Origin of the sequence: Agathobacter rectalis ATCC 33656 (assembly GCF_000020605.1) — a bacterium.
Lineage (GTDB): Bacteria > Bacillota > Clostridia > Lachnospirales > Lachnospiraceae > Roseburia > Roseburia rectalis.
Genome location: NC_012781.1, coordinates 1,325,283 through 1,350,701, shown reverse-complemented (window position 1 = coordinate 1,350,701; position 25,419 = coordinate 1,325,283). Strand labels below are relative to the sequence as shown.

Here is a 25,419-nt window from a genome sequence, read left to right as displayed (position 1 = left end):
AATCAAGTTTTTTTAGCAATACATTGTACAAAAACCCTAAAATATTTATTAACAAGGTAAAATTTATGTACAAAAGGGCACAATGGCTATAAATCGCCTGTAAAACACTTGCAAAATACTGGTTTTACGTTAAAATAGAAACGATGTGTTACAGAAACGAACAGGTTATTAAATAGGAAAGGATTGAATAAAGACAAAATGATTAGTGCAAACAATATTACATTAAGAATTGGTAAAAAAGCTTTATTTGAGGATGTCAACATAAAATTCACAGAGGGAAACTGCTACGGACTTATTGGTGCAAACGGTGCCGGCAAGTCTACATTTTTAAAGATTCTCTCAGGACAGCTTGAGCCTACAAGCGGTGATATCGCAATCACTCCGGGACAGAGACTGTCATTCTTACAGCAGGATCACTTCAAGTACGATGAGTTTACAGTACTTGATACGGTTATCATGGGTAATAAGCGTCTCTATGATATCATGAAGGAGAAGGAAGCCATCTATATGAAGGAGGATTTCTCAGACGAGGACGGAATCCGTGCCAGCGAGCTTGAGGCTGAGTTTGCCGATATGGACGGCTGGAATGCTGAGTCGGATGCAGCTACTCTCTTAAACGGTCTCGGTGTATCTACTGATGATCACTACACTCTGATGGCAGATCTGCCGGGTGCAATAAAGGTCAAGGTGCTTCTCGCTCAGGCACTGTTTGGAAATCCTGACATACTGCTTCTCGATGAGCCTACCAACCACTTAGACCTCGATGCCATCTCATGGCTTGAGGAATTCCTCATCAATTTCGAGAATACGGTCATCGTTGTATCCCATGACAGATACTTTCTCAACAAGGTCTGCACAAACATCGCCGACATGGATTACGGTAAGATCCAGCTCTACGCAGGAAACTATGATTTCTGGTATGAATCAAGCCAGCTTATTGTCCGTCAGATGAAGGAAGCAAACAAAAAGAAAGAGGAAAAAATCAAGGAGCTGCAGGAATTTATCCAGCGTTTCTCTGCCAATGCCTCTAAATCAAAGCAGGCTACATCAAGAAAGCGTGCCCTCGAAAAAATCCAGCTTGATGAAATACGTCCATCAAGCCGTAAATACCCATACATTGATTTCCGTCCTGAGCGTGAAATCGGAAACGACGTGCTCTTTGTCGAGGGCATTTCAAAAACCATCGACGGCGTAAAGGTACTTGACAATATCTCATTCACTGTCAACCATGATGACAAAATTGCATTTGTCGGTGGAAACGAGCTTGCAAAAACAACTATGTTTAAAATCCTTGCCGGAGAGCTTGAGCCTGACGAGGGCTCATATAAATGGGGTGTCACAACCAGCCAGTCATACTTTCCAAAGGACAATACCACAATCTTTGATACTGATGAGCTAATCGTCGACTGGCTCACACAGTACTCAGAAATCAAGGACGCCACATATGTGCGAGGTTTCCTTGGCCGTATGCTCTTTGCCGGTGAGGATGGAGTAAAGAAAATGCGTGTACTCTCCGGAGGAGAAAAGGTTCGTGTACTGCTCTCCCGCATGATGATCATGGGAAGCAATGTACTCATGTTCGATGAGCCTACAGACCACCTCGACATGGAGTCAATAACAGCATTAAACAACGGAATGATAAAATTCCCGGGAGTAATCCTCTTTGCCTGCCGTGACCACCAGGTAGTCCAGACAACCGCCAACCGAATCATAGAATTCCTGCCAAACGGTTCAATGATCGACAAGATCACAACCTACGACGAATATCTTGATAGCGATGAGATGGCACGTAAGCGTCAGGTCTACTCAATGAGCGAGGACGATGAAAAAGACAACTAAACGCTAATTAATTAAAAAGAAGCATCCCAATCCGGGATGCTTCTTTTATTAAGCCGTAAAGTAAGGTGGGTGATTCCCTGCCTGTCTTTGACTATAAAAACATATTATAATTATATCCACTGTTATAGGCCTGTGTATACCTTCCATTGGCGCCATATGTGTTAGTCTTTTCTGCCTCATTCTTTGCAGCATACTCAAGCATTGAAGCCTTGCTTGCAACTGCATAAGCATAAGAGCCATTCCCCTTAAAAAGTGCATCAACCCTGGTCGAATCAGCCTTTTTAAAGGTATCCTCGTCGACAGACAGCTTGCCGGACTTGGAATCAACTGTGATTCCCACCTTCGCAAGCGACTTTGAATTGATATCTGTAAGTGACTTCATAGACTCAAGATTTCTCGAAATCTGCTTTGTCTCGGAATCATCCGCAGCATTAATGAGGCTGTTGTAATCAGACACAAAAGCTGCCACTTTCTTGTACGTAGCATCTGTATCGTCCTTGCGGCTGTTTTTGTAAAGAGCCTGCGCCGACTTTACCATGTCCTCTGACTCCGACTCGATGGACGCAAGTGTCTTCGCTGAATCCTTAGATGTAGAAACAGATGATGAGACAAGAGACTGGGCCTTTGAATTAAGGTTATTTCCATAATATGACTTGAGAAGCTTAAAATAGCTGCCACTTCTAATGCCGCTATATGTAGTCATATCCATATTGGCAATAAAAGACGACGCTGCATTGCTGCTTCTACTGCTGCTAAAGCCGGAAAACAGTGTGGATATGGATGATGAATCCCACATTCCTATTCCTCTCATAGTATCACTCCTTTGATAATCATGTAATCCGTTACCTTCTATATATTTTTAATATAGACGCTTTTCCAATTTATGTCAAGATAATATCTGCCGATATTACCCAGCCAGGTATTACTAACATATGAGCCGGTATTGTCGTCCTTTATATATCCTCTATCTGCCAGTCAACAGGCTCCACTCCATGCTCCTTAAGAAACTCATTGGCTTTACTAAAATGCTTGCAACCAAAAAAGCCTCTGTAAGCCGACAGCGGGCTTGGATGCGGTGCTTTCAATATCAGATGCTTTGGATTTGTAAGCATAGGAATCTTTGACTGCGCCGGACGTCCCCAGAGCATATACACTATAGGTCTATCCTGCTCATTTACAGCCTCTATGATTGCATCCGTGAACTTCTCCCAGCCGTGCCCCTGATGCGAGTTTGCCTGATGAGCTCTGACAGTGAGCACCGTATTCAATAGTAAAACACCCTGGTCAGCCCATTTCTTCAGGTATCCGTTATTGGGGATATCACACCCTAAATCGTCGTGCAGTTCCTTGTAGATATTCTGCAGTGATGGTGGAATATCCTTCTGAGACGGAAGCACAGAAAACGACAATCCATGCGCCTGATTGACATTGTGGTACGGATCCTGTCCGAGGATGAGTACCTTCACCTTGTCAAGTGGCGTAAAATGCATGGCATTAAATATGTCATCTGCCGGAGGATATACCACATGTGTGGCATATTCATCTCTTACAAAATTGTACAAATCCCTATAATACGGTTTTTTAAACTCGGCTCCCACAGCCTTTGCCCACTCGCCATCAAGCATACTCATAATCTTTATCTCCCGCCTATCTTCTGACCGACACACCTTTATCTGCCAGATAATTCTTTAAATCCATAATTTCAAGCTCCTTGTAGTGGAAAAGTGAAGCTGCAAGCGCTGCGTCCGCCTTTCCCTCGGTCAGAGCCTCGTAAAAATGCTCCTTTGTGCCTGCACCGCCCGATGCGATAACCGGAACAGAAACGTTATCGGCAATAAACCTTGTAAGCTCGATATCGTAGCCATCCTTTGTGCCGTCACAGTCCATGCTTGTAAGAAGTATCTCTCCCGCTCCAAGCTCATTTGCCTTAACAGCCCATTCAATGGCATCAAGGCCTGTATCTATGCGGCCTCCGTTCTTGTATACATTCCAGCCGCTTCCGTCAACACGACGCCTTGCATCGATTGCCACAACCACACACTGGCTGCCAAACTTATCCGCAGCGTCGCTGATAAGCCGCGGTGTGTTTATGGCACTTGAATTTATTGAAATCTTGTCCGCACCCTCTCTAAGAAGTGCCTTAAAATCATCGACTGTTCTGATGCCGCCGCCCACAGTGAACGGTATAAACACCTTTTCAGCAACCTTTCTGACCATATCCACAACAGTATTTCTGTTGTCGCTTGACGCCGTAATATCCAGAAAAACCACCTCATCTGCACCTGCCTTATCATAAGCAGCCGCAATCTCAACCGGGTCACCTGCATCTCTTAAATTGACAAAGTTTATGCCCTTAACAACACGTCCGTTATTCACATCCAGACATGGGATTATTCTCTTCGTAAACATATTATGCCTCCCCTATCCCTGCAAAATTTTTAAGTATCGAAAGTCCGACTGTGCTGCTCTTTTCCGGATGGAACTGGCAGGCGAACACATTGTTTTTCTCTACAGACGCATGAATGTGTGTGCTGTACTCTGTCGTTGCTGTGACAATTGCTTCATCAGCGGCTTTCAGATAGTACGAATGCACAAAATATACATACGGATGCTCTGAAAGACCTTTAAACAGCCTTCCATTGTTCTGTAAATCAAGTGAATTCCAGCCTATGTGAGGTATTTTAAGTCCTTCCTTATCTGGTATGCGAAGTATCTGTCCGTCAAGCACATGAAGCCCCTCAACGCCCTGACTCTCATCGCTTCCCTCAAATAATAGCTGAAGTCCCAGGCATATGCCAAGAAATGGCTTGTCCATGTCACAAACCTCGTGAATCACCTTGTCCAGCTCGTATTTTTTAAGCGAATTCATTGCATCTCCAAAAGCTCCTACTCCGGGAAGTATTACCTTATCGGCATTTAAAATCTCATGCCTGTCTCTGGTCACAATACTCTCCTCGCCTATAGCTGTAAGAGCCTTTTCCACACTTCGCAGGTTGCCTGCTCCATAATCGATGATTGCAATCATATCATTTTGTCTCCTCTTTAATGCCTAATTCATTTAATTTCTGTGTCAGTGCCAGTGTATAGTCATCTCTATCATCTATATTATATAGAGCAATGGCATCATCATATGATAAGCCATACTGACTGCTCAGGGTATCAGAAATAATGTTTTTAAGCTGCTCAAGCTGCAGCTCACATCCGTATTCCTTTGCATTGTCTGCATTTACAGCACATCGTCCTGCCGCACATACTAAGGAATCCGCTGCCATGGTTACATAGCCTGAATCGCTAAAGCTCTTATAGGCATCATACTTACCTGACACTGATGCAAGCACCGACAGCTTATTGTACAACTGCTTATCGTCACCCGAAAGCTTCAAGCCGCTCAGCCTGCTGTAGGCCTTTGTATACAGTTCTATTGAATCAGCTTTATTCTGTCCCAGATCAGCTATTGCCTGATTGTACGTATTCTGAGCATCAGTCACTTTGGAGTTGTTTCCGAGCAAAAAGGTGCATATGAGAACAAACACAACTATCGACATAACAAATACCCAGATTACTATAACAGGTCCCTTAGGAAGCTTAGGTCCCTTCTCCCATCCAATGCGTTCCTTCTTTTCCTTTGGAGCCTTTGGCTTTTTTTCTTTTTTAGGTTTTTTTGGCTTCTTTTCTTTTTTAGGCTTTTTGCCCTTCTTTGGCTTATCTGTGGCTTCGTTTAGCTCTCCGTCAGCATCCAGCGCTTCAAGTATCTGCTTATTCTCATCTGAGAGTGTCTTTGCGTCAGTTTCTGCACCTTCTGCTGTGCTCTGTATATCTGTGACATCATCTGACTGCGGCTCTTTTGTAAAAAATGATATTATTCTTTTTAAAAGGCTCTTTTTTTCAGTATCTTGTGCATCAACTGCTGCATCAGCCGTCTCGTGCACTTTCATCTGGCTGCTTGCATAATCATCTATATCAGCCCCTGTCTCACCGGTTTTTCCTTCAAGCAGATCACCGATATTATCCAGACCATCACTACCCAGTATGTCAAGTATATCCTTTGATGCATTTCCTGCCAAATCCGGCTCTCCTATTTCTTCAACCATCTGAGGTTCATTTGTTATTATACTCTCCGGAGTCTCCTCCTGTTTGGGATTCTCAGCCATTTCCGGCATGTTTGCATCCATCATCTCTATCCCAGAATCTGCCGGTGTAAAATTAAATACCGCATCGCTTAGATTATTGTCTGCTTTGTTTTCCTGTTTATCTCCCTGAGTCTCCTGTTCCTTCATCCTGCGGTCAAACTCAGTGAGCATATCATCAAGTGAAGCATCCTTGTCATCAGGAGCCGGAGTCTGTACATTAAGAGCCTGACCCTTGGCCTGCTCATTTTCCCTCTCAAGTTCCTTTTCAAAGTTCGACAGATACTCATCATATGTCTCATTTTCAAGCTCGTCCTCAAACTTTTTGAGGAATTCATCCTGATCAGCCCCAGACATCTTCGTATCTGTATCCTGCAGCTTATTCATTGAATCCAGCAAATTGTCCAGATAGTTTTCTGTCGATTTATCGCTCATTAGTATTCTCCATCTATAATCCATTAAAGGGTGCAGCTAAACAAGCCACACCCCTTGTATCTAAATATATTATGCTTTATCAATCAGCTTGTCAATCGCCTCTACAAGCTTTCCGATTTCAGGCTTTGTAAGCTGTGCGTCTGCTCCAAGCTGTTCACCCTTTTTCCTCATCTCTTCATTTACCAGTGAAGAGAATATGATAACCGGTATATCTCTAAGCTCTGCATCTGATTTTACAAGCTTTGTGAGTCTGTGTCCATCCATGAGTGGCATCTCAATATCAGTTATAATGCAGTCAAGATGCTTTGTAATATCGCCCTTTGCCTGCATAGCCTCTATCACATCCCAGGCCTCCTGACCATTCTCTTCCACTATGAGATTGGTATATCCCGACTTCTTAAGGCACTCGGTGATGAGCTTTGACAATAAAGCCGAATCCTCTGCGATAAGAATTGTAGCATCACTCCTATCTCTTGCCTCCATCTCATCGATATCATTAACCCTAAGTCCTGTCTGTGGACTAATAGAAGCAACTATAGCCTCAAAATCAAGGATAACTATAAGCCTGTCATCCATTTTGATAACACCTGTAGCAGTGCTGCCATGCTCGCCCGTCAGTGTCTCGTCAGGCTTTATGATATTCTCCCACGATACGCGGTGTATACCGATAACCTGATCTACATGAAATGCCACATTGAGTTTGTTAAAATTCGTAATGATAAATAAGCCCTTTTCATCCGTCTGTGGCAGATTAAGACAATTCTTTAAATTGATAACCGTAATCATTGTGTCACGTGGCATAAATATTCCCTCAACACTCGGATGAGTATTCGGAACAGGAGTGACCGGCATATATTGCAAAATCTCTCTGATCTTTGCGACATTGATTCCGTAGTGATTGTCTCCCAACGTGAATTCAAGCACTTCAAGCTCGTTTGTTCCTGACTCCAATAATATGTTCGTATCCATAATACAACCTCCACCTCTTAGTAATCTAAGTATATCATATGTTTTATAATTCAATCAAACTTTTTTCGTTATCTTTTATAACCGACATCTTAATATTGTCACATGCCGTACCCTGAGGTATCTTGAAAAGCAGCACCACATCAACCGCATCGTGCGCCTTTACGGTTCCCTGAAAAGTATTAAGGGAATATGTAAGGAATGTGCCCTCAGCCGTGTATTCCTTTCCATCGGGGAAAGTGGCTTTATATGTCCTGGCATTGCCAAACATATCAACATTTATATCCTCGTCTGTCGGATTTTTAAGAGTGAATTTCATAACCGCAAAAGTATTACCGCTTCCTGCCGTTATAGAATAGTATGAGCCCTCATTGTACACATCTGACTCGTTTACTCCATCATATGTAATTTCAAGGCTGCCGTAGCCTGTTGCCTCGGCAAGTGACACCTTCTTTTCCTGCGTGGCAGAAGGCTCTTTCTGCGAATTGCTGCTCTTATCATTTCCAGCTTCAGATGTCTTATTATCCTGCGAAAGTGAATTATCAGGTGACGCCTCGTCCACTTTCTCAGTGTCGTCAGCATCCTCCATATCCCCACGTTTCTCCGTAGCGTTAGTCATGCCATCCTGCTGGTATATATTGTGTTTTGCAACAACATATGCTGAATAATTAGCGATAAGGCCTTGTTCCTCATCAGTCATATCATATAATTTTGTTCCGCAGCCTGTCAACGTTATAATTGCTGTAAATGCCACAGCTGCCATTTTTATATTTCTTCCCATCATTGCAATAAACCCATTCTTATTCTATGACTTTTATCCTAATAATACATATAGTAACACATTTATTGATTGTTTGCAATAAATAACTCAAGTTCAAACCAGAATTCTACACCATCCTTGTGATTTATGACACCATACCCTCTGTGATGCAGTTCCATAATTGCCTTTACTATAGACAGTCCTATGCCGCTTCCGCCATATTCCCTTGTTCTAGCCTTATCCACCTTATAGAACTTATTCCATATATTTTCTATATCCTTATCAGGTATCGGCTCTCCCGTGTTAAACACACTGACCCTCACACGGTCGCTGTACATGCTGTATGATACAGTGATAGTACCACCTCTTGTGCAGTGATTTATCGCATTGCTGATATAGTTTGTCACAACCTCTTCAATCTTGTATATATCACCGCTCACATATACGGAATCGGTGCGGTCAAACTCAATTGCAGCCTCATTTTTCTGTGCCAGAAGCTTAGATGAGTCTATAACCCCTCTGACAAGCGGTGTCAGATCAAACCTCGTCATCTCAAGCACATCACTGCCATCCTCCAGATGATTGAGAGATAAAAGCTTCATAACCATGCGGTTCATCTTGTCAGTCTCGTCCATGATGACATCACAGTAGAAGTTACGGCTCTCCTCATCGTCATTTACGACCTCTTTGAGCCCCTCAGCATAGCCTGAGATCAGAGCAAGCGGAGTTTTTAACTCATGTGACACATTTGACAAAAACTCCTTTCTCATCTCATCAATCTCTTCTTTTTTCTTTATATCACGCTGTAATTCATTGTTTGCCACCTTTAGTCTTGTGATGGTCTGCTCAAGTGTCTGCGACAGCTCATTCATATGCTCACCAAGCACATAAAGCTCCTTTGCACTGTTTTCCGTATCAATGTACTTCGCATCAAAATCAAGCTTCGCCATCCTTGTCGACAGCTCAGTCATATTTCTTATCGGCCTGGTCATGTTGCGAGCAACAATATATGCCATAAACACTCCCACAACAATAGCAGCCACTGTGCCTATTGCAAAAAAGCGGTTCGATATAGACACGCTCTCCTTAATGCTCTCAAGCGGTGTCTTCATGTATACAAAGTTACCGTCAATCAGTCTGTTATTTATGATGATATACTCTGTCCCCAGCCTTTTATCCTTCTGCCTTGTCATATTCAGGTTGTTGTAGTCTGCCGAATACGACGACATGCTTGCCTCCAAAAGCAGCTGGAATATTTCCTGATTGTCAGTGGTTCCCTCAATGATGACCTTACCGTATTTGTTGAACACAACCGCATCTATATTGGCGCCAACGCATTTCTTTTCAAATGCTACAGCAAACGTATCATCTGAAAGTTTATCATTTTTTGCAGCCAGGTCCACCATTTTGTATACCGCAAGCATCTCTTTTTCCTTGTTATATACATAATACTTTTCCAGCAGTGTGTTATTAGCCATCCAGAACACGCCTACTATCAGAAGTACAATGAATGAAATCACAAACGTAAGCTGCGTGGATAGCGTTTTTTTCTTTTTCATGGTGACACCTCTTATCCCGAATCCATTAGTCCTAAGCTTAACACTTACTGTATCTCGAACTTATATCCCACACCCCAGACAGTCTTTATATAGTCGCCTTTAGCGCCCATCTTGCTTCTTAATTTCTTCACATGTGTATCAATAGTCCTCGCATCGCCAAAATAATCATAGCTCCACACACTATCAAGTATGCGCTCCCTGGTAAGAGCAATCCCCTGATTGCTCATAAAGTAATCCAAAAGCTCAAATTCCTTTACCGAAAGTTCAATATTCCTGCCATCAATAGCTACAGTGTGCGCCGTCTTGTCCATAACAATACCACCGGCCTCGCTTATTACTGCCTCCTTGCCCAGTTTATTCGCCCTGCGAAGGAGAGCATTTACCCTGGCCACCAGTATCTTTGGAGAAAATGGCTTTGAAATGTACTCATCAGCACCAATGTCAAAGCCGTTTAATTCATCACGCTCATCGCCCTTAGCTGTAAGCATAATAATCGGCACCTTTGAAGTCTGTCTGATTTCACGGCATACCTCAAAGCCATTTATCCTTGGCATCATTATATCGAGCACCAGCAGTGCTATGTCCTTCTGCTGATAAAATATATCAAGTGCCTCCTCGCCGTCTCCGGCCTCAAGTACCTCGTACCCTTCCCTTGCAAGGAAATCATGCACGAGCTTTCTCATCCTGCTCTCGTCATCTACCACCAGTATCTTTATTTTGTCCACTCTGTTGCATCCTGCCTTTCATCCAGTGCTTTTTCCCTCTCTTCTACTGCTTTTTCCCTTTTTTCAAGCTCCTTCTGCCAGTTTTCATATTTGTCTATCAGCTCATTCTCGTAGTCCACCACATACGGACTGTGTCCACTCACATATGTGATGCCAAACATAGTTACTATGGCAGCCGATAATACAATAGTAAAAAACAATGCCACATGGAACTTTTTCTTATAGCCTTCCGTCTGTTTTTTTACCTCGACAACCGCTTTTTTATCCTCAGGAATATAAATCGGACGGATATCCTCATTCTTGATATATGGGATTGTATGCAGATATTCCTGCAGTTCAACAAGAAACGATAGCCCTACAGGAGTAAAAAAATACCCCGGCTTGTTAAGCCTTAAATACAGCTTGTATACCGTATCCGGGTCAGACATATCAGTCTGATCCTTTATATATCGTATTCCGTCACTTTCTTTTTTAGCCTGCCTTGCCTCTTCCTTTGTCTGAAACTCAAACCCATCAACTACATACATCATATTCCCTCTTTCTAATCATCGCGCTCTGCAATCTCACCCGAACGATATGCCGCAATGAGATGCTTTAGATCAGCTATCTTTTCCTTCATCTTTATTCCGGCATCCGTATCTCCGACAAGTATTCTCTTATCAAGTACCTCTACAGCCTCACGCCTTGATACGATATCCCTCTCATCCCTTACTGCCGTCTCCGGTGATTCAAACGGCTCATGCGCTGTCAATGTCAGCCCATATGAATTGTAAATCAAGGTATATCCCGCGATGCCTGTCCGCCTGCGGTACGCCTTTGAAAAACCACCATCTATGACTATCACTCTGCCGTCGCACTTCACAGGGCTTTCACCTCTTAATCTGTGTACAGGAACATGTCCGTTTATGATATGGTCTCTTTTATCATGCAAACCAAACTCCTCGAGTATACGCTGCGCACACTCAGGCTTGTTTATATACTCATAATAAAAGTTTTTCTTTTCTATTTTCATATCATCGTCATCTATAAAATATCTCTCAAACGTAGCCATCTTATTTCTGCCATAAAGCGGAGAATATGGTGCTGTCCATATGTACCACATGATATCGCTGCCCTTTTGTCTTTCCAGCCTGTCGTCCGAGAAAAAAGCCTTTCTGACGTAAGTCTCCAGTATATCAAACAAAGCCTTGCCACTATACTCTTTACCGTAGATATTTACCTTTGCGAAGCTTCCATCCTCCTCCATGGGGATGCATCCGTGGAAAAGCAGATTGCCATTATATACCTTGTACATGCTGCCTCTTTTAAGCAGCAGCCCAACGTGGTTTTTAAGCTTCTCGCAATGAATAAACGAGCTCCTGAGCCTCTGTATGACTTCCTCTTCCCCCTCTGTCAGCCTGTAAGGATCAGCCGGGTCAATTGTTGGAAAGCTTGTATCAAGCAGCTTATAAGTTCTGCCCTCAAGATCTATAGTGCCCTGTTCATAATCAATATGTTCCAAAAGCAATCGTTCCTTCATGCCATACTCAGGCCACTTCTTAATGAGCTGTCCCTCCAGCTTGAAACGTATGATGGCAATGGCCTTGTGCATCTTCTTTATCAGATCACTCTCCATATTATCTGCGCCACTTGGAGCCACCTTAAACACAAATCTGGTGCATGGGTCATCCTTGTAAGCCTTCAGTGCAAACGTAGCAAGCGGAAGCATATTTATGCCATAGCCCTCCTCGACCACGTCCAGATTACCATATCTGATACTGTTTCTGACAACAGTTGCAATACATGCAGGATTTCCTGCGGCTGCCCCCATCCAGATAATATCGTGATTGCCCCACTGTATATCCAGCGAGTGATATCTGCACAGCCTGTCCATTATCAGATGCGGCCCCGCTCCCCTGTCGTATATATCACCAAGCACATGCAGATGGTCAACAGCAAGTCTCTGAATAAGCTCTGAAAGCACCACTATAAACTCCTCCGCAGTACCCAGCTCCACTGTTGTATTGATGATTGACTCGTAGTAAGCCTCCTTGTTTAACACCTCCGGCTTTTCTGTGATGAGCTCCTCTATAACATATGCATACTCCTCCGGCAAAGCTTTTCTCACCTTGGAGCGCGTATACTTTGACGAAACGGTCTTGCACACCTCTATCAGCTTATAAAGAGTCGTCTTATACCACGAGTCCATATCCGGCTCGTCCTGCTTAATAAGCTCCATCTTTTCCCTTGGGTAGTAGATGAGTGTGGCAAGCGCAGCCTTGTCAGCCTTGTCCATCGCCAGACCAAATACATCATCTATCTTCTTTCTTACAGCCCCAGAACCATTTTTCAGCACATGGGAAAAGGCTTCATACTCACCATGCACATCAGATACAAAGTGCTCTGTGCCCTTTGGCAGGTTTAAAATAGCCTGCAGATTGATAATCTCAGATGATGCCTTGCCTATTGTCGGATACATCTCCGACAGCTGTTCCAAATAATGTAAGTGTTCTTTATCAATTGCTATATCATTCATTTATATCTAGACCTCGTAATACTGATTCATCACCTTATTTATTTCCTTTTCAAGCTTACAGCCCGTGTATACACACTTCATAATGCACTTTCTGATTGGCTCCTCAAAATTAGTACCCTCGCACTTATCCAAAACTCCCTGCAATGTAAGCTGTACAAGTATACTCTCCCCTGTCTGCGGATCTGTGGCTATGTTTTCGTACACCTTCTTGTAGTATTTATCACTCACTACCGGGTAGTCAGTAAGCGCCATTTCCCGCCACTTTCTAAAACTTAGCGACATATATTCACCTGCTCTTTTGTATATAATAAAACATTGTACCAATTAGCGGTGCTCTAATCAATGCCTCAGACACATTTATTTCAAAAAAGTTTTTTGATATTTATTATAAATAAAGCTGCATTTGTTTAAATAAAAAAAGTGTAAGCTGCATTCAGCTTACACTAATTAAGTTTCAGGACACCTCCCTTTTTATATAACAAACATTCTAATTTGACAGTAATTGACGTTTCTTATATATTTATTTATGTTTCAACAATAACCATTATAGTGTATTGCGCATGTCAATACTTGACCAAATTTGGAGTTTATTTTTTTAAAAAGAAGGGAGATTAGCTCATAAATGAACCGACTTGAAATAGTAAATAACATATCGACAAATATTGAGCGCGAACGCATAAAGCTTGGTATGTCCCAGGCACAGTTTGCAAAAGCACTTGATATGTCACTCTCCACCTACAAGCGGATAGCAAACGGAGAATCCTCTCGTATAGACGTCTACACCGCTTACCTGATATACAAGCTGACAGGACGGTTTTCCTGCGAACTAACAGGCTTCAATGATGATGTAATAAACCTTGTAAAGCGCATCAAAAAGCTTTCCAAAAGCCAGCGCATACTTATAGACTCGATTATAGACACTGAGCTTGCGCTATCTGCCTACAAGGATGAAAGCTGTCATACGGAGGATCTGATTTCCGTCCTCATCCCGACAGGCAATATGACCGACGGCATGATTTTGGACTCCTACAATGTCGAAAAGCTTGATGTTTCAAATTACAGAAAAGCCTTCGGTGATGCCCTTCACATCGGAATCCGCATCACAAGCAATCATCTACATCCTGTATATAATAAAGGCGATATACTTCTAATCAGTCGAAACCCAATCCGCGACGGCGATACCGGTATCTTTATCAACGCACAGAACAAGCGTGCATACATCAGAAAACTGCATCAGAAAAACCCATGTGAGCTCACACCAATCAACAATTACGGTGAGACCTTTTATGTCGACAGCGATAATGTTGATGATATGAGCAAATGGATAAAATTCGGACACGTGCTCTGCAAGGTGCGCTAGCAGATTACTCTGTTATTTTAATATCATCAAAGCAGTCAAAGGTTGCAAAGTAGTCTGCCGGAGTTTCTGCTCTTCTGATGAGTTTTGCCTCTCCATTGCTTTCGAGCAATATCTCTGCTGAGCGAAGTCGTCCGTTGTAATTGTAGCCCATTGAAAAGCCGTGTGCTCCTGTATCATGGATTACCAGATAGTCTCCCATATCAATCTTCGGAAGCTGTCTGTCAATTGCAAACTTGTCACAGTTCTCACAGAGTGAGCCTACCACATCATATGTATGGTCACAAGGTGCATCCTCCTTGCCGAGCACTGTGATATGATGGTATGAGCCGTAAATAGCCGGTCTCATAAGGTTTGCCGCACACGCATCTACTCCTATATACTCCTTGTAGATATGCTTCTCATGGATAGCCTTTGTCACAAGACAGCCATACGGAGCCATCATAAAACGTCCCATCTCTGTGTAAATAGCCACATCGCCCATTCCTGCCGGTACCAAAACCTCATCGTACACCTTATGTACACCGGCGCCGATAACTGATATATCGTTTGGTGTCTGATCCGGCTTATAAGCCACGCCAACTCCACCTGAAAGATTTACAAATCTAATATCGCAGCCGGTCTCATTTTTAAGCTCAACAACCAGCTCAAAAAGCTCCTTTGCAAGCTGTGGATAATACTCGTTGGTTACTGTATTGCTTGCCAGGAATGCATGCACGCCAAAGTATTTAGCGCCTTTTGACTTAAGAATTTTGAATGCCTCAAAAAGCTGTTCCTTTGTCATTCCATACTTGGAGTCTCCCGGATTGTCCATAATACCGTTTGACAGTGTGAACACTCCACCCGGATTATATCTGCAGCTTATTGTCTCCGGAATATGTCCGATTGTTTCCTCCAAAAAATCAATATGTGTGAAATCATCGAGATTGATGATAGCACCAAGCTTGTCTGCATATGCAAATTCCTCTGCCGGTGTATCATTTGATGAAAACATGATATGCTCTCCGTCGAAGCCGCATGACTTTGCAAGCATAAGCTCTGTGTATGATGAGCAGTCACAGCCCATGTCATAATCCTTTAAAATCTTGAGCAGATATGGGTTTGGGGTAGCCTTTACAGCAAAATACTCTCTAAAACCCGGATTCCATGCAAATGCATCCTTTACAGCCTGCGCGTTGGCACGGATGCCAGCCTCGTCATATAAATGAAATGGTGTAGGAAATTGTTTAACAATCTCCTCTACCTGTTGTTTTGTCACAAATGGTGTCTTTTTCATGTTTATCTCCTAACTTTTACATAGTAAAGTGTACTAAAACATATGCTACAACAAAATGGGTATATTTTCAAGAATTTTTATGGTATAATTTCTCATTAGGTAAATGTCTTTACTTTTTTAAGTATAGTTGATATAACTATTCAAAACTGATATAACTATTTAAATTAAGATATAAAGGGAAACAGGAAAATGAACATTAAAGTACTTCAGTATATTGATAATACACCAAAAAATAATATAACTACCGGTCAGGCTGCTGTAACCGGTGATAACATTCCTTCCAATAGCAGCTCCGCTGTCAATAGCACCGGTGCTGATTTTGATCAGGTGCTTGACGATGCAAAAATGGCTGAAGCTGCTGTTGCCATTGACAGACTGATTGCCCAAAGTAACGGTGGCTCAGTTGATATGTCGCTTGTACAGAGGTTCTTTGATCAAAATGGTATAAATATCGAGCTTTGCCGTAATACAGTTTCTCCTTCTGCCGCAGTTAATAATACAGCTGCTTATTCCGGTTCTCCAGCCGGCATCAGCTCAGATACAAATACATATAATGCAGCAGCTTCCGGAGCCTCAGGAATTAGCAGCAGCTCCGTAAAACTCGAAGCTTCCGGTTTGTCATGCTCTGCCGATCTTGATGCAATTTTTAATGAGGCTGCCTCAAAATACGGTGTGGATGCCAAATTCCTTAAGGCTATCGCCAAGTGCGAGTCTGACTTCTCCACAGAGTGCACCAGCCGTTCAGGTGCCATGGGTATCATGCAGCTCATGCCACAGACCGCTGCCTCACTTGGTGTCACAAACGCCTACGACCCATACCAGAATATCATGGGTGGCGCCAGGTACATAAGTGAAAAGCTCACCCAGTATAATGGTGACAAATCACTGGCCTTAGCTGCCTACAATGCAGGCTCCGGCAACGTAGCCAAATATGGCGGCATTCCGCCATTTAAAGAAACTCAGAACTATGTAGCAAAGGTTATGGCATACTATAATTCATAATAAATTGTATTCTGACTCACATAAAATTATATTTTAATTCAAAGTGGCTTGACAAATGCTGATGTATATAGTAAACTTAGCAAGTTGATAGTTGCTGATGTGGCTCAGAGGTAGAGCACTTCCTTGGTAAGGAAGGGGTCACGGGTTCAATTCCCGTCATCAGCTTATTTAAAGAAATAGTTATTTTATATATTGAATGCCACAGACATAAAGCCTGTGGCATTCAATGTATATGAGGAAAAGCATATGCGACGTCAATTCTGTGCACATGAATAATTTTTAGTCGGAACTGAGTGTACCCCAACACATAGTTGAAATACAACAGCTCCTTTTGATGATATTATAGTAACACTTAATTGTGTCCTAAATATAGCCATGTGATAAATATTTTCTTAAATTTGGTAAATATCTACAAACAAACTCTTAATCCGGCAGAAATATTCTATATTTCAACAATATATTTCTCGTATGCATTGATAACAGTAGTTTCTCCCACCTTGTCAAGCCTGACAAACTGCCTGCCGTAACTCATATGAACATGTCCATGCACAAAATACCTTGGCTTATACTGCTCAATAAGCCTGTTAAACACATCAAAGCCTGTATGACATGTATCCTCACCATCATGCAGTCCCTTTGCCGGCGAATGGGTGACAAGCACATCAAAGCCGTTTTTACGTTTAAGCTTCCACCACAGCTTCTTAACACGCTTTGTCATCTCCTTCTGAGTATACTGATTTTCTCCCGGTTTATAACGGTTTGAGCCTCCCAGGCCAAGAAACCGTACACCCTCATATTCGTAAATCTCATCCTCAATGCATATGCAGCCTTCCGGCGGCTTTACATTGTATTTGTCATCGTGATTGCCATGCACATACAAAAGAGGGACTCCAACCATCGTTGTCAGAAAGGACAGATAGCTCGGGTTTAAGTCTCCACATGATACAATAATATCAATTCCTTTAAAATCCTCTTTCTTAAAGTATTCCCAGTACATTTTCGACTCTTCATCAGCTAAGAATAGTATCTTCATTACAGTTTATTTTCCTCTACACCCTTTAGTTCAACCACCATCTTTGCATTGTCAACAAACTCACTCATAGGCGGAATACTACCTACAACATTATCTACAAGCCAGTCCATTTTCATGATATCAGACGGTTTCATCTCGTGCTCACCTTTGTTTTTAAGCTCTCCCTTCTGATTATATATCTGTCCAAAGAACGGCACAACCTCACCCTTTGTGATATCGCTCTTTAAATGATCCGCAAGCCTTTTCACTCCATAAGGTACATGCTTTGAACAAATCAGGTCAATAACACCTGCAGACATGCCCCACCAGTAATTAAGTGCCTTAACCTGTTCCTGCCCTTCAGCCTTGTAGGAGCCTGCAAGTACGCTCTGCAAAAGCTTCTCATAAAACACTCCCCAGTTCCATATAGGCATGGCAAGGTTTAATGCCTGTCCATCCTGCAGCTTATACAGGCCAAAATATCTGGACGCGTCATTCGGAGTGATAATATCCTGATCCGACACATAATGCAGGTCATTTTCTGTAAGGAATTTATTCCTGTCATAATCCTTTGTCTTTGACCATGCCAGATATACCTTTGCCCTTGGATTCACACTTGCAACTCCCAGAGCAAACGCGTTGATATTGGCAATCATGCCATATATCGGGTAGTCTGCAATATATGCAACCCTTTCATTGTCTGTGACAGCTCCTGCTATCATTCCTGCGAGAAACTTTGCCTCATACATACGTCCATAGTATGTTCTGATATAAGGATGAGGCGCATTCAGCGAACAGTTGAGTATATAAACCTCCGGATGCTCAACAGCCACCTTTAAGCTGTTTGGCATCATCTGCGGTCCCACACAAAAAACTATATCGGCACCGGACTTTATGATATCTTCAAGCACCTGCTCCACATTGTTCTCATCTACACCTGCCACATATTCTGTCTCCAGTTTGTCTGAAAAGGTTTCATCAAGATACATACGCCCAAGCTCATGCGAATACAGCCATGCAGATGTCTTTGGCTCTCTCGGATACAAAAATACCACCTTAAGCTTCTTCGGTGTCTGAGGAATCAGATAATTGAGCAGACTCTTTTTGGTCTGCACCTTTTTCGGATCCAGCACCAGATTTATCTTGTGCTTTTCCCCTTCTGCTGCAAACTCCTTCCATGTATTGATGACGTTTTTGTTGTAATCATTCTCAGACATCTCAAGCATGGCATCCATGCCAAAGACCTCCATAAATACTGTAATAGCATCACCCAGCTTAATGTCCAGCCTGTCACCACCGCGGAAATTATAGACCTTTGAAAAATCAAACATTACCTTGGCAAATTTTTCCTTGGTCTCATCATCCCATCTGCCCTCTTTTCCAACAAGCGAAAGAAGCTTATCAGCATTGCCCAGCTTCGTAAACTCCACCGAGCAAAGCCCCGTGATTTCATTGAACTTCATATACTCATAATAAAGCCTCACATCATAATCATCCGACAGCTTTGGAATCTTTCTGGTCACAATTGCAGGAATCGAAACGGCGTTGAAGTACTTGAGTACACTGACCCTCTTATTGCCCTCAAGCACATAATACCTGTTCATGTACTCAAATGCCTTGATTGGATCTCTGATTCCCTCATTCATCTGTGCATCTGACAGATTAGACCACTTCACTGCAAATTCGGTTTCCCAGTCCAATATCGGCATAAAATTTGCCGCAAATGAATATGTCCTTCCCATGGTGCTTGTTCCTACAACGAAATCCAAAGGCACATGAACCAGCCCCATATTCTGCTCTGTCTGAATATCTGCCTCTGATAAGATTTCATCAAGCACTGGCAGATAAGGAAACTGTCCTTTAGCTATCCTTGCCCTGTATTCTTTTTTTCCCAGCTTTAATGCTTCTGAATATTCTGTTTCACCCATATTGTAATCTCCTTTTGAAACTATTTTAACATAAATTCAAAAAAATTAAACATTTCCTTTGATATTTTTAAAAACTCTGATATAATATATGTTAGGAAATAGGTACCACAGTCATATGGAGGATAAAATAATGCAAAATATATCTCGGGAAAATGCCGATATCATAGGCGAAGTAGCCAATATCTGCATAGGCAATGCAGCCACAACACTGAGCATGATTCTACAAAAACCGACAAATATTACGACTCCGATTGTAGAGGTTTTGAAAAAAGAGGATGCTCTCGATCATGATGATCGAATTTTAATTAAGGTTCCTTACACAAAAGGACTTGACGGAACCAACCTACTTATTATAAAATTAAATGATGCATTGGTTATTGCCAATCTCATGATGGGAGGCAACGGAAGTAATGTTTCTGATATGACACTTGATGAAATCACACTTTCCGCCATATCGGAGGCTATGAACCAGATGTGTGGTACAATAGCTACATCAATGTCTTCGCTCTTAAACGAGCCAACCGACATAGGTTTTCCGCTTATCAATTCAAGTTATCAGAAGACCTTTGATATACCGGACGAGTTGTGTAACGGAACAGATATTGTCAAGGTGACATTCAGGCTGACTGTTGGAGATTTAATAGACAGTGATCTCTTACAGTTGTATCCAATAAGCATAGTAAAACAGATTATCAAACAGGAGGTTTAACAAAATGGCTAGAATTTTAATAGTTGATGATGCAGCATTTATGAGAATGATGCTGAAGGATATCCTTACAAAGGGTGGATTCGAGATTGCAGGCGAGGCTGCTGACGGAAATGAGGCAGTTGCAAAGTACAATGAGCTCAAGCCTGATCTTGTAACACTTGACATCACTATGCCAAATAAGGATGGCATCCAGGCTTTAAAGGAAATTAAAGCAGCTGACCCAAATGCTACATGCGTTATGTGCTCTGCTATGGGACAGCAGTCTATGGTTATTGACGCTATCCAGTCAGGTGCCAAGGATTTCATCGTTAAGCCATTTCAGGCTGACCGTGTTATCGAGTCAATCAGAAAAGTACTTGGATAATATTTACATATAAAACAAGGTCTGTCAGTATAGCTGACAGACCTTGTTTTATTATATTTTTGTAACTGTTCAGTACCTTCACAGCTGCGCAAGACTCTCAATAGCCTTGTCATCAAGAATAACCTTTGCATGCTCCATAAGAAAAGCCCTTTTGTCAGCCCCTGCAATGATATCATCTGCATACTCATCTGCTATGACAGACATCTTTTCAAGCTCATGCTCATCATAGCCCGATAAATCCATGCTCATAAAGTACTCTCCCTCAAACTTAAAAAGCTGTGAGAATGGCATTGGCAGTCCTTTAATCATCTTTGCAAATCTGACAGCCACATCAAATTTTTCAAAAATGAACATTACAACAGACACCATATCCTGCTTTTTTGCAGTTGTCCTGCCTTTTTTATTTTTCTCATTCTCTGCAGCCTCAGCCGGCAGCGAATTAAGCAATCCATTAACGATATCCTTAAGATGCTCCATCATGCCCTCAGTAGCAGGATGTTCAGAAAATGTCAGAGAAAGTGTGTGATCCGCCAAAAAATCTGCTCTCACAGTCTTGATTCCCGAATTAAAATCAGTTCCAAACTCTTCTGAAGCCATGTCAAATATCTGGTTCATGAATTCCTGGGTGCGCTCGCCATTGCTCATAATTTCATCCATTGTATATCCCAGATCATATATTTCTTCTTCTGAAATAACACATTTTATAGTGTGTTCACCTATTCTTGAAAACTCCATAACAAGCTTCACCTACTTTCTTTTTAGCTTTTGTCTGATACGGGATAGTGCATTGTCAATTGATTTGTCTGATTTTCCAAGCATATGCGCTATCGATGTATAATTATTTCCTTCCAGATACAATTGTAGCACTTTTTTCTCCATATTACTCAGTTTATTCCACAATTGTTCCTTAAATTCCTTAAATTTTTCCTTCTCTATGAGAAGCTGCTCAGGACTTGCAATATCATCTTGCAACATTTCCTCAAACTCTGTACCATCACTGTCACTCTGCGAAAAGGATATATATGTGTTAAGCGGCATATGTTTCTTTCGGTTTGAAGCCTCAAGCGCCGAGCTAAGCTGCCTTGTGATGCATAGCTGTGCAAAACTGTAGAAAGATGCTTCCTTGTCGCTCTTATAGTCTCTGACCGCTTTAAACAGGCCAATCATGCCCTCCTGAATAAGGTCATCATTCTCACCGCCTATCAGGTAGAGTGCATTCGTCTTTTTACGCACAAGCGGCTTATACTTTTCCAATATATAGTCCATGATTTCATTGTTGTCACCATGGTCATTTTTGTCATTATGAATCCTCATAATAAGCTCTTCATCCGTATATGCGCTGTAATCTTCCACTATATGCTTCCTATTCTATAAATATACAATTCATAATACACCACTCATCCAGCGACATGCAATCTACTTTCCACTCTTAAGTCTCTGTCTGACTATCTCATATGCAAGCACGCCTGTCGCAACCGATGCGTTCAGTGAGTCAATATCGCCCACCATAGGAATAGAAGCTGTCATATCACAGTTTTCCTTTACAAGCTTGCTGACTCCGTCACCCTCATTGCCTATGACAAGACCTATAGGACCTGTGAGGTTTAAGTCATACATTGTAGTGCCACCCATATCAGCACATACAAACCACATACCCTTTTCCTTAAGCTCCTTTATGGTATTTGAGATATTGGTAACCTTGGCAACAGGTGTATAGTTTATCGCACCTGCAGACGTCTTTGCCACTGTAGGGGTAAGTCCCACTGCACGCCTTTTTGGTATGATGATGCCATGTGCACCCGCCTGATTTGCGGTACGGATTATTGCGCCAAGATTGTGTGGATCCTCTATACCGTCAAGTATGATGATAAAAGGCGGCTCGCCCTTCCTTTCGGCATTTTCCAGTATGTCCGAAACCTCGGCATACTCATATGCTGCTGAAACTGCAATGACACCCTGATGCTTGCCTGTCTCAGACATCTGATCAAGTCTTTCCTTTGCAACATAGTTTATGATTGCATCATGCTTTCTGGCCTCTCTTGTGATTGACTTTATTGGTCCGTCCTGACAGCCGTCAAGCACAAAAAGCTTGTCTATTGTCTTTCCCGAACGGAAAGCCTCCAGCACAGCATTTCTGCCCTCTATATAATTCTCATGAAATTTTTCTTTATTGTTGTTATCCATATTTTCCTCTTATTTTGTGCTATATTTCAATTCCTAAAAGCTCCACTCCAAGCTTAGTGAGTGAAACAACCCTCTCAAAATCATCCTTCAGATAAAGATAGCCCATGACCGCCTCAAGCCCTGTAGCCTTCCTGTAATCAGCCATTGTAGCGTTTTTTGCCATGGAAGGCGACTTGGCATTGCGCCCCCTGTGATACACATCACTCTCCTCCTCTGTCAGATGAGGTAAAAGTGCCTCTATCATGAGAGCCTGCGTATGTGCCTTTACTATATTACTTGTGTGCTTATGAAGCAGATTTGCCTTTGTATTGCCTTTTCCCACCACAACTGAGCGGATGACAATATCAAATATGCCATCACCGATATATGCAAGTGTAAGCGGCGAGTATGTCCTTATATCAACGTCCTTTATTCCAAACTGTTCCTTAATATATGAGTCTATCTTCATACTATACAAGCTCCCATTTTACTCCCTCTCTGGTATCCTTTATGGCAACCCCCCTTGCCAGAAGCTCATCTCTTATGGCATCGGCTGTCGCAAAATCCTTTGCCTTTTTAGCGGCTGCACGCTCTGCAATTTTATCATTGATAAATGCCTCAAGCTCACTGTCTACAGATGACGATGCCTCAAGTAAGGCCTTTCCTGATTCCCTAAGTCCCAGATCAAGTACCTGCTCAAAGTCATCGATAAGTGCAAGCTTTGTCCTGTCTGAGATATCAGCCTTAAGCACATCATACACTATGGTTATAGCCATTGATGTATTCAGATCATTTGAAACTGCATCAGTAAATTTCTTCTTAAAGTCAGCAAAAGCTGTCTCATCTATATCACCCTCATCCTTAAGCTCTGCCACACGCTTTGCAATCTTATTGTATGCCGCAACTGCATTGTCGAGCGCATCAAACGAAAACTCAAGAGGCTTTCTGTAGTGTGACTGTAAGCAGAAGAATCTGTAGGCAAGCGGATTGTAGCCCTTCTCCTGAAGCACCGAAACTGTGAGGATTGCCCCCTTCGACTTGCTCATCTTGCCGGCTCTGTCATTTAAGTGATTGACATGGAACCAGTACTTGCACCAGTCGTGTCCCAGATAGCTCTCTGACTGTGCAATCTCATTGGTGTGATGTGGGAAAATATTGTCCACACCGCCACAGTGGATATCCACGTACTCTCCGAGATGCTTCATGCTGATGCATGAGCACTCTATATGCCAGCCCGGATATCCGACGCCCCATGGGCTGTCCCATTTAAGAGCCTGGTCCTCAAACTTAGACTGTGTAAACCAGAGTACGAAATCATTTTTATTCTTCTTGTTTACATCCTCCTCGACATCATCTCGCACTCCAACCTGAAGCTGTTCCTTCTCTACTGCTGAAGAGAACACAAAATAATCATCAAGCTTTGATGTATCGAAATATACATTGCCTCCGGCAAAATAGGCATAGCCCTTCTCGATAAGCACCTCCACCATATGGATGAATTCCGGAATACAGTTGGTTGCAGGCTCTACGACATCAGGCATCCTGTTGTGTACAGCCGTGAAATCCTTGAAAAAGGCGTCCGTGTACTCCTTTGCCACCTCCATGACGCTCTTATGCTCACGCTTTGCGCCCTTTAGCATCTTGTCCTCTCCGGTATCTCCGTCGCTTGAGAGATGTCCCACATCAGTGATATTCATGACACGCTTTACATCATAGCCCACATAGCGAAGTGCCTTCTCAAGCACATCCTCCATGATGTATGAGCGGATATTTCCGATATGTGCAAAATGGTAAACTGTAGGTCCACATGTATACATGCCGATTTTGCCGTCAACACGCGGAACAACAGTATCAATCTGTCTTGTGAGTGTATTGTAAAACTTGAAATTGTTCTCCATTATTTATATCTCCTTTTGGATGATTTATAACTATCTTTTTATTTTAGCATGTTTTCCCTATATATTCAAATCAATCGGCCTGACAGCCTCCGCAGCCGCTGCATCCGCCTCCGACCTGCATACTTGCTTCATAGAGACCTGTAAGTGAGCAGATTGCCTGTGATGCAATCCCCTCCTCGCGGCCTGTAAAACCAAGCCACTCCTCGGTCGTCGCCTTTATATTTACCTGCTCCTTTGCGATTTGCAGCGTATCAGCCACATTCTGCTCCATCTGCTCAATATACGGACGAAGCTTCGGCTTTTGTGCAATTACTGTCGCATCTATGTTTTCTATCACATAGCCTTTTTTTGCAATGAGGTCTCTCACATGCTCCAAAAGCTTAAGACTCGAAATACCCTCATATGCCGGGTCTGTATCCGGGAAATGCTTTCCGATATCTCCAAGTGCCGCTGCACCCAAGAGTGCATCCATTATCGCATGCAACAGTACATCGGCATCCGAATGACCTAAAAGCCCGAGTGTATGCGGAACCTTCACTCCTCCTAAAATCAAATCTCTGCCCTCAACAAGCTTGTGCACATCATAGCCCATTCCTACTCTCATATATCGTCTCTCTTTCTATCAGATACAATACCTCATGTTATTGCCAACTGTCATTGCTCTGTATTTTGGTTTTTTAAATATAGTATACCTTATTTCTCCTGTTGCGCCAAGATATTATTTTAAGCTATTTTCAAATAAAAGACCGCCCCGGACAAACCGGAGCGGTCTTTATTAAAATGG

Annotated in this window: 26 protein-coding genes and 1 tRNA gene; 6 read left to right on the top strand and 21 right to left on the bottom strand. The window is 42.4% G+C overall.

The annotated features are described in order from the left end of the window. Nucleotides 1–198: 198 nt before the first annotated feature. Nucleotides 199–1,839, top strand: a complete 1,641-nt coding sequence (locus EUBREC_RS06555) for an ABC-F family ATP-binding cassette domain-containing protein (RefSeq protein ID WP_012742324.1) — start codon at nt 199–201, stop codon at nt 1,837–1,839. Between the two features lie 91 nt (nt 1,840–1,930). Here EUBREC_RS06555 and fliD read toward each other — a convergent pair whose 3' ends face one another. From fliD to EUBREC_RS06495, 12 genes are all read right to left on the bottom strand, one after another. Beyond that, entirely contained in the window at nt 1,931–2,650 is a 720-nt protein-coding gene (fliD, locus tag EUBREC_RS06550) for a flagellar filament capping protein FliD (RefSeq protein WP_080515336.1), read from the bottom strand. Nucleotides 2,651–2,792: 142 nt separating this feature from the next. Continuing rightward, nucleotides 2,793–3,470: a uracil-DNA glycosylase gene (locus tag EUBREC_RS06545; protein WP_012742322.1), complete on the bottom strand. Its 678-nt coding sequence runs from the start codon at nt 3,468–3,470 to the stop codon at nt 2,793–2,795. A 16-nt stretch (nt 3,471–3,486) separates the two neighbouring features. Beyond that, the gene (hisF, locus tag EUBREC_RS06540) at nt 3,487–4,248 is read right to left on the bottom strand and encodes an imidazole glycerol phosphate synthase subunit HisF (protein ID WP_012742321.1); all 762 of its coding nucleotides are present in this window, start codon (nt 4,246–4,248) and stop codon (nt 3,487–3,489) included. A gap of 1 nt (nt 4,249) precedes the next feature. Further along, a complete protein-coding gene (gene hisH / locus EUBREC_RS06535; protein ID WP_012742320.1) occupies nt 4,250–4,864 on the bottom strand; it encodes an imidazole glycerol phosphate synthase subunit HisH in 615 nt (204 codons plus the stop codon). A gap of 1 nt (nt 4,865) precedes the next feature. Then, nucleotides 4,866–6,401: a hypothetical protein gene (locus tag EUBREC_RS06530; RefSeq protein WP_118332440.1), complete on the bottom strand. Its 1,536-nt coding sequence runs from the start codon at nt 6,399–6,401 to the stop codon at nt 4,866–4,868. Between the two features lie 69 nt (nt 6,402–6,470). Then, the gene (locus EUBREC_RS06525) at nt 6,471–7,370 is read right to left on the bottom strand and encodes a chemotaxis protein (RefSeq protein ID WP_015516160.1); all 900 of its coding nucleotides are present in this window, start codon (nt 7,368–7,370) and stop codon (nt 6,471–6,473) included. A gap of 43 nt (nt 7,371–7,413) precedes the next feature. After that, nucleotides 7,414–8,130 (bottom strand): DUF4352 domain-containing protein, encoded by a 717-nt coding sequence (locus EUBREC_RS06520; RefSeq protein ID WP_306719135.1) that lies wholly within the window; start codon nt 8,128–8,130, stop codon nt 7,414–7,416. 80 nt (nt 8,131–8,210) lie between these two features. Further along, on the bottom strand, nt 8,211–9,686 hold the full coding sequence (locus tag EUBREC_RS06515; RefSeq protein ID WP_012742316.1) for a sensor histidine kinase: 1,476 nt from the start codon (nt 9,684–9,686) through the stop codon (nt 8,211–8,213). A 44-nt stretch (nt 9,687–9,730) separates the two neighbouring features. Further along, a complete protein-coding gene (locus EUBREC_RS06510) occupies nt 9,731–10,411 on the bottom strand; it encodes a response regulator transcription factor (protein WP_012742315.1) in 681 nt (226 codons plus the stop codon). Further along, the gene (locus EUBREC_RS06505) at nt 10,399–10,941 is read right to left on the bottom strand and encodes a hypothetical protein (protein ID WP_012742314.1); all 543 of its coding nucleotides are present in this window, start codon (nt 10,939–10,941) and stop codon (nt 10,399–10,401) included. The genes EUBREC_RS06510 and EUBREC_RS06505 overlap by 13 nt, the downstream gene beginning before the upstream one ends. A gap of 11 nt (nt 10,942–10,952) precedes the next feature. Next, nucleotides 10,953–12,926: a fructose-bisphosphatase class III gene (locus EUBREC_RS06500; RefSeq protein WP_012742313.1), complete on the bottom strand. Its 1,974-nt coding sequence runs from the start codon at nt 12,924–12,926 to the stop codon at nt 10,953–10,955. Nucleotides 12,927–12,932: 6 nt separating this feature from the next. Further along, entirely contained in the window at nt 12,933–13,208 is a 276-nt protein-coding gene (locus EUBREC_RS06495; protein WP_012742312.1) for a hypothetical protein, read from the bottom strand. 340 nt (nt 13,209–13,548) lie between these two features. Between EUBREC_RS06495 and EUBREC_RS06490 the strand changes: the two genes are divergently transcribed. Further along, complete coding sequence (locus EUBREC_RS06490) at nt 13,549–14,286, top strand: helix-turn-helix domain-containing protein (protein WP_012742311.1); 738 nt, start codon at nt 13,549–13,551, stop codon at nt 14,284–14,286. A gap of 4 nt (nt 14,287–14,290) precedes the next feature. Here EUBREC_RS06490 and EUBREC_RS06485 read toward each other — a convergent pair whose 3' ends face one another. Beyond that, the gene (locus tag EUBREC_RS06485) at nt 14,291–15,559 is read right to left on the bottom strand and encodes a diaminopimelate decarboxylase (RefSeq protein ID WP_012742310.1); all 1,269 of its coding nucleotides are present in this window, start codon (nt 15,557–15,559) and stop codon (nt 14,291–14,293) included. A 189-nt stretch (nt 15,560–15,748) separates the two neighbouring features. On the opposite strand from EUBREC_RS06485, the gene EUBREC_RS06480 reads away from it, so the two are divergent. Then, entirely contained in the window at nt 15,749–16,561 is an 813-nt protein-coding gene (locus EUBREC_RS06480) for a lytic transglycosylase domain-containing protein (RefSeq protein ID WP_012742309.1), read from the top strand. Between the two features lie 93 nt (nt 16,562–16,654). Further along, a tRNA-Thr gene (locus tag EUBREC_RS06475) sits at nt 16,655–16,726 on the top strand. Nucleotides 16,727–17,003: 277 nt separating this feature from the next. On the opposite strand, the gene EUBREC_RS06470 is transcribed toward EUBREC_RS06475, so the two are convergent. Both EUBREC_RS06470 and EUBREC_RS06465 read right to left on the bottom strand, forming a co-directional pair. Continuing rightward, nucleotides 17,004–17,594 (bottom strand): metallophosphoesterase family protein, encoded by a 591-nt coding sequence (locus EUBREC_RS06470; RefSeq protein WP_012742308.1) that lies wholly within the window; start codon nt 17,592–17,594, stop codon nt 17,004–17,006. Next, the gene (locus EUBREC_RS06465) at nt 17,594–19,501 is read right to left on the bottom strand and encodes a BMP family ABC transporter substrate-binding protein (RefSeq protein WP_012742307.1); all 1,908 of its coding nucleotides are present in this window, start codon (nt 19,499–19,501) and stop codon (nt 17,594–17,596) included. The genes EUBREC_RS06470 and EUBREC_RS06465 overlap by 1 nt, the downstream gene beginning before the upstream one ends. Nucleotides 19,502–19,631: 130 nt before the next feature. On the opposite strand from EUBREC_RS06465, the gene EUBREC_RS06460 reads away from it, so the two are divergent. Further along, nucleotides 19,632–20,210 (top strand): chemotaxis protein CheC, encoded by a 579-nt coding sequence (locus tag EUBREC_RS06460; RefSeq protein WP_015568707.1) that lies wholly within the window; start codon nt 19,632–19,634, stop codon nt 20,208–20,210. Between the two features lie 4 nt (nt 20,211–20,214). Next, nucleotides 20,215–20,574 (top strand): response regulator, encoded by a 360-nt coding sequence (locus tag EUBREC_RS06455; protein WP_012742305.1) that lies wholly within the window; start codon nt 20,215–20,217, stop codon nt 20,572–20,574. Between the two features lie 78 nt (nt 20,575–20,652). Here the strand turns inward: EUBREC_RS06455 and EUBREC_RS06450 are convergent, their stop codons facing one another. The 6 genes from EUBREC_RS06450 to ispF all read right to left on the bottom strand — a co-directional run bounded on the left by EUBREC_RS06450 (nt 20,653) and on the right by ispF (nt 25,239). Further along, on the bottom strand, nt 20,653–21,309 hold the full coding sequence (locus tag EUBREC_RS06450; protein ID WP_015516168.1) for an adaptor protein MecA: 657 nt from the start codon (nt 21,307–21,309) through the stop codon (nt 20,653–20,655). A 12-nt stretch (nt 21,310–21,321) separates the two neighbouring features. Then, nucleotides 21,322–21,927 (bottom strand): sigma-70 family RNA polymerase sigma factor, encoded by a 606-nt coding sequence (locus EUBREC_RS06445; RefSeq protein WP_012742303.1) that lies wholly within the window; start codon nt 21,925–21,927, stop codon nt 21,322–21,324. Between the two features lie 63 nt (nt 21,928–21,990). Further along, entirely contained in the window at nt 21,991–22,758 is a 768-nt protein-coding gene (rlmB, locus tag EUBREC_RS06440) for a 23S rRNA (guanosine(2251)-2'-O)-methyltransferase RlmB (protein ID WP_012742302.1), read from the bottom strand. Between the two features lie 19 nt (nt 22,759–22,777). After that, nucleotides 22,778–23,206: a Mini-ribonuclease 3 gene (locus EUBREC_RS06435; RefSeq protein WP_012742301.1), complete on the bottom strand. Its 429-nt coding sequence runs from the start codon at nt 23,204–23,206 to the stop codon at nt 22,778–22,780. A gap of 1 nt (nt 23,207) precedes the next feature. Continuing rightward, nucleotides 23,208–24,635, bottom strand: a complete 1,428-nt coding sequence (gene cysS, locus EUBREC_RS06430) for a cysteine--tRNA ligase (RefSeq protein ID WP_012742300.1) — start codon at nt 24,633–24,635, stop codon at nt 23,208–23,210. Between the two features lie 70 nt (nt 24,636–24,705). Continuing rightward, nucleotides 24,706–25,239, bottom strand: a complete 534-nt coding sequence (gene ispF / locus EUBREC_RS06425; RefSeq protein WP_012742299.1) for a 2-C-methyl-D-erythritol 2,4-cyclodiphosphate synthase — start codon at nt 25,237–25,239, stop codon at nt 24,706–24,708. Nucleotides 25,240–25,419 lie beyond the last annotated feature (180 nt).

Coding starts and splice junctions, on each gene's coding strand:
- EUBREC_RS06520 (WP_306719135.1), bottom strand. CDS start 8,130: ATGGCAGCTGTGGCATTTACAGCAATTATAACGTTGACAGGCTGCGGA.
- EUBREC_RS06480 (WP_012742309.1), top strand. CDS start 15,749: ATGAACATTAAAGTACTTCAGTATATTGATAATACACCAAAAAATAAT.
- rlmB (WP_012742302.1), bottom strand. CDS start 22,758: ATGGATAACAACAATAAAGAAAAATTTCATGAGAATTATATAGAGGGC.
- EUBREC_RS06435 (WP_012742301.1), bottom strand. CDS start 23,206: ATGAAGATAGACTCATATATTAAGGAACAGTTTGGAATAAAGGACGTT.
- EUBREC_RS06505 (WP_012742314.1), bottom strand. CDS start 10,941: ATGATGTATGTAGTTGATGGGTTTGAGTTTCAGACAAAGGAAGAGGCA.
- EUBREC_RS06500 (WP_012742313.1), bottom strand. CDS start 12,926: ATGAATGATATAGCAATTGATAAAGAACACTTACATTATTTGGAACAG.
- hisH (WP_012742320.1), bottom strand. CDS start 4,864: ATGATTGCAATCATCGATTATGGAGCAGGCAACCTGCGAAGTGTGGAA.
- EUBREC_RS06460 (WP_015568707.1), top strand. CDS start 19,632: ATGCAAAATATATCTCGGGAAAATGCCGATATCATAGGCGAAGTAGCC.
- EUBREC_RS06545 (WP_012742322.1), bottom strand. CDS start 3,470: ATGAGTATGCTTGATGGCGAGTGGGCAAAGGCTGTGGGAGCCGAGTTT.
- EUBREC_RS06455 (WP_012742305.1), top strand. CDS start 20,215: ATGGCTAGAATTTTAATAGTTGATGATGCAGCATTTATGAGAATGATG.
- EUBREC_RS06465 (WP_012742307.1), bottom strand. CDS start 19,501: ATGGGTGAAACAGAATATTCAGAAGCATTAAAGCTGGGAAAAAAAGAA.
- EUBREC_RS06530 (WP_118332440.1), bottom strand. CDS start 6,401: ATGAGCGATAAATCGACAGAAAACTATCTGGACAATTTGCTGGATTCA.
- EUBREC_RS06485 (WP_012742310.1), bottom strand. CDS start 15,559: ATGAAAAAGACACCATTTGTGACAAAACAACAGGTAGAGGAGATTGTT.
- EUBREC_RS06525 (WP_015516160.1), bottom strand. CDS start 7,370: ATGGATACGAACATATTATTGGAGTCAGGAACAAACGAGCTTGAAGTG.
- EUBREC_RS06490 (WP_012742311.1), top strand. CDS start 13,549: ATGAACCGACTTGAAATAGTAAATAACATATCGACAAATATTGAGCGC.
- EUBREC_RS06515 (WP_012742316.1), bottom strand. CDS start 9,686: ATGAAAAAGAAAAAAACGCTATCCACGCAGCTTACGTTTGTGATTTCA.
- hisF (WP_012742321.1), bottom strand. CDS start 4,248: ATGTTTACGAAGAGAATAATCCCATGTCTGGATGTGAATAACGGACGT.
- EUBREC_RS06495 (WP_012742312.1), bottom strand. CDS start 13,208: ATGTCGCTAAGTTTTAGAAAGTGGCGGGAAATGGCGCTTACTGACTAC.
- EUBREC_RS06450 (WP_015516168.1), bottom strand. CDS start 21,309: ATGGAGTTTTCAAGAATAGGTGAACACACTATAAAATGTGTTATTTCA.
- cysS (WP_012742300.1), bottom strand. CDS start 24,635: ATGGAGAACAATTTCAAGTTTTACAATACACTCACAAGACAGATTGAT.
- EUBREC_RS06470 (WP_012742308.1), bottom strand. CDS start 17,594: ATGAAGATACTATTCTTAGCTGATGAAGAGTCGAAAATGTACTGGGAA.
- ispF (WP_012742299.1), bottom strand. CDS start 25,239: ATGAGAGTAGGAATGGGCTATGATGTGCACAAGCTTGTTGAGGGCAGA.
- EUBREC_RS06555 (WP_012742324.1), top strand. CDS start 199: ATGATTAGTGCAAACAATATTACATTAAGAATTGGTAAAAAAGCTTTA.
- fliD (WP_080515336.1), bottom strand. CDS start 2,650: ATGAGAGGAATAGGAATGTGGGATTCATCATCCATATCCACACTGTTT.